A 245-nucleotide genomic window follows, 5' to 3' on the forward strand; every position below is an offset into this window, starting at 1 on the left:
GGCCATTGGTACCTCTTTGATCAGGCTAACGACGGAAAAGCCAAGACCGGCTTTACCCAAATCAAGGACCAAAACAAGACCGTTTACTACAACGGGGCCGGCCAAATGCAATACGGCCAACAAAATATTGGCGGTCACTGGTACAACTTCGATAAGGTAACAGGTAAGATGTCCACTGGCTTTACTTACCTCAAGGACCAAAGCAAGACCGTTTATTACAACGCTCAAGGGCAAATGCAGTACGG

Annotated in this window: 1 pseudogene; it reads left to right on the forward strand. The window is 47.8% G+C overall.

Annotation, left to right across the window (positions count from 1 at the left end):
* Positions 1-245: pseudogene (locus FC14_RS10715) on the forward strand (GH25 family lysozyme); the annotation flags it as partial.

The sequence above is a fragment of the Ligilactobacillus agilis DSM 20509 genome, from assembly GCF_001436215.1.
Taxonomy (GTDB): domain Bacteria; phylum Bacillota; class Bacilli; order Lactobacillales; family Lactobacillaceae; genus Ligilactobacillus; species Ligilactobacillus agilis.